We start from the raw sequence: 5842 nt of genomic DNA, 5'->3' as shown, positions 1-5842 counted from the left end.
AAATCATCTTTTTATTATTACTAACTGTACCTCATAACAGCGGGAAGTGCTGTAACAGCATGATTTGCGATGGGCTATGCCCCGCCGGAGGCAATCGCTAAGTGACTCCTGTGGAGTACCGCGTGTGGTAACTATGAGGAATGTAAAGTAAAATGCGTCTATTCCCCGTATTGGTAGCAGTAGTAGCAATTGCAGTTCCTTTAAGCGAATGCAAGAATGCAAATGGACAAACTGCTGACAGTTTAAAACAGACAACAAAGGTTTTTATACCAAGAATCAATCAGCAGTCGAAAAAAGACTCCGACACCACTCTTGGTCAAAAGAATGCCAACCCGCCTGCGACAATACCTGTATTTCCCATAACTCCAGGAAATACTCAAACCAACAAAGCCCCAGAAGCAACAGAAGCCCCTGTGTTGATATCGGAAGTAGCAGTTAGATATCAGGTAGGGCAAATCTTACCAGAACTAGAAAACCAAGTATACAAAGTAATTCGTACCCAACCAGGACGAATCACAACCCGCTCCCAATTGCAAGAAGATATAAACGCTATATTTGCTACTGGCTTCTTCTCCAATGTTCAAGTAGTGCCAGAAGATACCCCCTTGGGAGTAAAAGTAAGCTTTGTAGTGCAGCCTAACCCTGTTCTGACTAAGGTAGAACTACAAGCCAATCCTGGTACTGGTGTTCCCTCTGTATTACCTGCTAATACTGCGGATGAAATCTTTCGAGAGCAGTATGGCAAAATCTTGAATTTGCGTGACTTACAGGAGAGTATCAAGCTATTAACTAAGCGGTATCAAGACCAGGGTTACGTACTAGCAAACGTGATTGGAACACCGCAAGTTTCCGAAAATGGAGTTGTCACCCTGCAAGTAGCAGAAGGAGTAGTGGAGAATATTAGAGTCCGGTTCCGCAATAAAGAAGGTCAGGAAACAGACGAAAAGGGACAACCAATTCCAGGTCGGACACAACAGTATATTATTACACGAGAGATGGAGTTGAAACCGGGACAGGTATTCAACCGTAATATCCTGCAAAAAGACTTGCAACGGGTATATGGACTGGGACTATTTGAAGATGTAAATGTCTCCCTTAACCCTAGCACTGACCCCAGCAAAGTAGATGTAGTAGTGAATGTAGCCGAACGCAGTAGCGGTTCGGTTGCAGTTGGGGGTGGCATTAGTTCTGCCAGTGGACTGTTTGGCACTGTTAGCTATCAACAGCAAAACCTAAACGGAAGGAACCAAAAATTGGGTGCGGAAGTACAAGTGGGACAGAGGGATTTGCTGTTTGACCTGCGATTTACAGATCCCTGGATTGCGGGAGATGCCTACCGGACTTCCTATACAGCCAATATTTTCCGCCGCAGTTCCATTTCGTTGATTTTTGACGGCAAAAATAACAATATCAAAACCTTTGAACAGGGGAAGACGGATGGCGATCGCCCCCGTGTCCTCCGTCTCGGTGGCGGTGTCACCTTTACCCGTCCCCTGAGCAATAATCCCTACAAAAATTCTGAATGGACAGCTTCAGCAGGTTTGCAGTATCAACGAGTTTCCACCCGTGATGCCAATGGCAACATCAGAAAAGAAGGAACGGTGTTTAAGAATGGTGCGCCCACGGAACTGGTTCCACTTAGTGCATCTGGACAAGGTGAAGACGATTTGCTGTTATTGCAACTAGGGGTACAAAGCGATCGCCGTAACAACCCCTTACAACCCACTAGCGGTTCTTATCTCCGCTTCGGAGTCGATCAGTCAGTACCAGTGGGACTAGGCAATATTTTTCTCACCAGGTTGCGAGGTAACTATAGCCAATATTTCCCTGTCAACTTTATTAGTCTTACCAAAGGGCCACAAACTTTAGCATTTAACTTGCAAGGTGGAACTATCCTTGGTGACTTGCCTCCTTACGAAGCCTTTACCCTTGGTGGTAGTAACTCCGTCCGGGGTTATCAAGAAGGAGGATTAAGTAGTGGACGTACTTATATACAAGCATCTGCCGAGTATCGCTTCCCAGTTTTCTCAGTCGTCAGTGGCGCACTATTTTTTGATATCGGCAGCGATCTCGGAAGTAGTACCAGATCGGCTGAGGTGCTGAACAAAAACGGTACTGGCTACGGTTATGGTCTTGGTCTGCGCGTACAATCGCCATTGGGGCCAATTCGCATTGATTATGGTATCAATGGCGATGGTGACAACCGCATCAATTTTGGGATTGGCGAAAGGTTTTAGGTTTTCAGCAGTCAGTAAAAATGTATTGTTTACACTGACTGCTGATTATTTTCTTTGAGTTTATCCTTGCTTGCAAGCTCAAGATTTCGATGAAGGGAATACCTCATTGAGAAAAAATAATAACCAAACTAAGAACGTAATTTCGAGACTAAGTGTAAAATAAAGCACGGCAAATGTCAGTATATGACCCAAAAATAAGCGAATAAAGGTGCTGCAAAGATCTACCTGATACCAATAGTATGGTTAGTTTAAGTTAGTAAATTCGTAGTCGAAATACACCAATTGGGATATCTGCATTCATCCCTACAAGCCTGACAGAAACCGGATAAAGCCAAGCATTAGAAGTCCCTGAAATTAAAACACGATTGAGATCAATATTGAGTTTAGTTCCAGGAGCTACCTGTTGAGGGAAAACAATTGTAATAGTTCTGCCATTGACAGTAATATTAGCAGCAATCTTTTGACCAGACTGGTTAGATAATTCAATATCATTCCTTACAGTTACACCTTTAGGTACAGCAATAGTCATCTGGGATAAAGCTCTGCTATCTTGGGGAATTTCTAGCTTGAAAGAATCTCTGACAACTTTCGCTTTATTTTGAGGAAATTGCACTGCTCCAACAACGTCAGGAAATCCGCTATTTTTTATCGTGGTTGTACCATAAGCAGCAGATGAGAAAGATGCGATGGTTAAAGTTAATGCAACAGCATGAATTAGCTTTTTCATATTAATCTTCTTTTTGATATAGTGGGCAAGTTTACTTTAAATGACAAAAGTTAAGAACTTGGGAAGTTAGTACAATTTTATTGTCAAATTTCTTGGAAATCAGCTTTCTATATCGTTAAAGGTAGAGGGTGCATCCCAGTTTGGACATTGAGTAATTATACTTATTTGATAAAGGCTTGAAATTTAAGACTTCTATGGGGTCTTGACATCAGATCATATTTACCAGGTTGCCAAAGTGGGATGCACCCAAGGTAGAAATAGGAAAGTTCCAAGGAAGAAATGGATATTGAGTTATATTTTTCAACCATCGTTCAATAGCACAACTAAAACTCAAGTTTATGGTTATTAGTTAATAACCTTTAGTAAGTAGTTTCACTTTACATACTAAAAGTCAATAACTCGAAAAGATGTACCTAAATATGTTGAGAAATTCAACACGAACTAAATCTTTCCAAGTTCTTGATTTTTCCAGTCTAAAGTGAATCAAGGTTTAAGCTTGATATCTGTAGCAGTCAGTGTTTCTACTGTAGCAGCTATATTAGGTATAAAAATAGTTGATCGATGTATGGAGGTAGAGGCTTTGCACGATATTTAGTATATCAAAAACAAAATAAAAGAACGTCACAAAATTGGCAAATAATTGTCACACTAAGTTTTTAATATACACAGGTTAGAAGGACATAGGAGAAGGTAGATCAGAAAACTGTAGCTTTAAAAAGTATATGAACGGATGACGCAGATAGCATTAGTAAAATATTAGGATTGAGCATGGCTTATTTGATCAATCTCTTGCCGATTAGACAACTTTATCACCTGAGTCGCGATCGCTTAACTCGCTATACTGTCGCAGTTTTATCAGTTGTAGTTGCGCTACTGCTCACACTGCTGTTAGAGTCTTTGGTAAAATCAACAGTTTTCTCCCTATTTTTTGCTGCTGTAACTTTTAGCTCCTGGTATGGTGGCTTAGGAGCAGGATTACTTGCAACTATCCTCTCAGTTTTAGTTAGCAACTTTTTTTTAACACCTGTAGCTGACAATTTAGTACTTCGGCATGGTGCGAATCTTCTACATTTGGTCTTATTTATTATAGTTGCGTTGCTGGTTAGTTCGCTTAAGGCTGCACTCCGAGTTGCTCGCCAACGATCCGAAGCAAATTTAGCCAAACTTCAACTTAGTGAGGAACGGTATCGTCATATTGTTGATACCGCTTATGAAGGTATCTGGTTATTGAATGCACAGTTGCGAACTCAATACGTTAACCAGCGACTAGCTGAAATGTTGGGTTATGGTATGGAGGATATGAGCGATCGCTCTTTTAATGAGTTGATGGTTGAAACGGTTGGCTATGAATTTGAAGCAATCTTGGCAAAATGGCAGCAAGGCTCAAGACAGCGATTTGATTGTCGTTTTCGCACTCAAGATGGTTCTGACTTGTGGGTAATTGCTTCGACTACGCCAATTTTTACTGATCAAGGTGATTTTAACGGCGTTTTATTAATGTTATCTGATATCACCGAGCGTAAGCTAGCAGAAATAAACCAGTTATTAGAGCAAGCGCAGTCGGCACGAGCAGAAGCAGAAACTGCAAATCGTAGTAAAGATGAATTTCTGGCCATCCTTTCTCATGAATTGCGATCGCCCCTCAACCCCATTCTAGGTTGGGCAGAGATACTGCAAAGCAAAAAATTAGATCAAGAGACTACTAATTACGCTCTTCAAACTATTGAACGTAACGCCAAATTGCAAACTAAATTAATTGAAGACCTACTCGATGTATCTCGGATTATTCAAGATAAAATAATTCTAGATTTGTATCCAATCAATTTAGCATCTACTATTGAGTCAGCAATAGAAATGGTGAGATTACTAGCTGAAGAAAAAGCAATATTTGTATCATTTTCAATTATAGATTTAGAAAACAGAAATGAATTACTCAGTTCTCATACTTGTTTATCATTAAATAATTTCAAAACTTCCTCTAGAAAATATTACGTTTTAGGTGACTCCAAACGTTTACACCAAATCATGTGTAATTTGCTGTCTAATGCGATCAAATTTACACTACAAGGAGGGCGCGTAGATATTGAGTTATCTATAATTAGTCTTTTGGAGAATTATGAATTAGCAGACTCAACACAAAAATTCGCTCAAATTCAGGTGAAAGATACAGGTATAGGTATCAAGCCTGAGTTTTTACCCCATGTTTTTGAATCTTTTCGTCAAGCAGATAACGCTACAACTAGGAATTTTGGTGGGCTAGGTTTGGGACTGGCAATTGTTCGCCATTTAGTAAAACTTCACAGTGGTACTGTTGAAGCTCAAAGCATAGGAGAAGGACAAGGAGCAACTTTCATTGTCAAACTACCACTTCTACAAGATAGAGACGAGATAGAGAAAAATCATAAACCCCATCTAAGATGAAAACCGTAGTTTTTCTTCATCGGGGTCAAGGTGATTTTTCACCCATAACCGATCAGCCAGAGAAATAGGCTCAAGATTAATGTGCTGCTGAAAAAGAGAAACAGCCTGAATTAAATCAACTTGAGAGGGATAGCAAGTATGATAAGTAACATCCTCACGTAACCACTGCCAAAGATGTTCAACAGGCATAAAATCAGGACTATAGGCGGAAAGGGGCTGTAAATTAATTTCCAGTTCCTTGGCGGCATCTTGAACAATTTGGGAACGATGATATGGAGCGCCATCCCAAACCAGGTTGATGGGTTGGTGAGGAAATTCGGTTTTGAGGCTGTTAAGAACCTCAATAGTATTAATCCCATTAGCTGTTTGATATGGGAAAATTCTAACTTCGCCTAAGTTATAAACTGGAGTTTAGACTAAGGCACGACAAAATGACCCAGAAGGACTGAGTTTACAA

At 40.4% G+C, this 5842-nt stretch carries 4 protein-coding genes; 2 read left to right on the top strand and 2 right to left on the bottom strand.

The features are described from left to right. Positions 1-152 precede the first annotated feature (152 nt). Positions 153-2237 (top strand): BamA/TamA family outer membrane protein, encoded by a 2085-nt coding sequence (locus tag VB713_RS13825; protein ID WP_323312097.1) that lies wholly within the window; start codon positions 153-155, stop codon positions 2235-2237. Positions 2238-2490: 253 nt separating this feature from the next. Here VB713_RS13825 and VB713_RS13820 read toward each other — a convergent pair whose 3' ends face one another. Further along, on the bottom strand, positions 2491-2964 hold the full coding sequence (locus VB713_RS13820) for a DUF2808 domain-containing protein (RefSeq protein WP_323312096.1): 474 nt from the start codon (positions 2962-2964) through the stop codon (positions 2491-2493). Between the two features lie 768 nt (positions 2965-3732). Between VB713_RS13820 and VB713_RS13815 the strand changes: the two genes are divergently transcribed. Beyond that, positions 3733-5385 (top strand): ATP-binding protein, encoded by a 1653-nt coding sequence (locus VB713_RS13815; protein ID WP_323312095.1) that lies wholly within the window; start codon positions 3733-3735, stop codon positions 5383-5385. On the opposite strand, the gene VB713_RS13810 is transcribed toward VB713_RS13815, so the two are convergent. After that, positions 5377-5766 (bottom strand): transposase, encoded by a 390-nt coding sequence (locus VB713_RS13810; protein WP_323312098.1) that lies wholly within the window; start codon positions 5764-5766, stop codon positions 5377-5379. The genes VB713_RS13815 and VB713_RS13810 overlap by 9 nt on opposite strands. Positions 5767-5842: the final 76 nt, after the last annotated feature.

Source organism: Anabaena cylindrica UHCC 0172 (assembly GCF_034931625.1).
Lineage (GTDB): Bacteria > Cyanobacteriota > Cyanobacteriia > Cyanobacteriales > Nostocaceae > Anabaena > Anabaena cylindrica_A.
This window is presented reverse-complemented; position numbering and strand designations above follow the sequence as displayed.